This window comes from Pseudomonas sp. WS 5010, assembly GCF_012985565.1.
In the GTDB taxonomy this organism is placed as follows: Bacteria; Pseudomonadota; Gammaproteobacteria; order Pseudomonadales; family Pseudomonadaceae; genus Aquipseudomonas.
Genome location: NZ_JAAQWQ010000035.1, coordinates 1 through 551 on the forward strand (window position 1 = coordinate 1; position 551 = coordinate 551).

The window sequence follows — 551 nt, forward strand, 5'->3', positions numbered from 1 at the left end:
GGGCATTGCGCATGCCGTCAAACACGGTTACCGATTGAGCCGGCTGACCGGCTGCGGCCCAGCTGCCCATGATATCGATCGGGGCTTTGGCCAGCGGGCCGACCAGAGCAATACGCGTCTGCTTTTTCAGGGGCAGGGTTTCGTTCTGGTTTTTCAGCAGGACCAGGCTCTTGCGCGCCACTTCACGCGCTTCGGCGCGATGCAGGCGGCTGTCGGCCTTGACGTCCGCCGGGTCATCTTCAGCCTTGCCGATACGCAGGTAGGGGTCGGCGAACAGGCCCATGTCGTACTTGGCGCCGAGCACTTCGCGTACGGCATTGTCCAGATCGCTCTGCGGTACTTCGCCGGACTTGAGCAGTCCCGGCAGTTCTTCACCGTAGGCCTTGTCATTCATGCTCATGTCGATACCGGCCTTGATCGCCAGTTTGGCGGCTTCGCGGCTGTCCTTGGCCACGCCGTGCTTGATCAGCTCGTTGATCGCGCCGTGGTCGCTGACCGCCACACCTTTGAAGCCCCACTCTTTGCGCAGCAAATCCTGCATCAGCCACATG

General features: G+C 61.9%; 1 protein-coding gene. It reads right to left on the bottom strand.

The window, feature by feature from the left end:
* Positions 1-551, bottom strand: a 551-nt coding sequence (locus tag HBO11_RS28455) for a glycoside hydrolase family 3 N-terminal domain-containing protein (RefSeq protein WP_170059073.1), incomplete at both ends; no start/stop codon positions are given.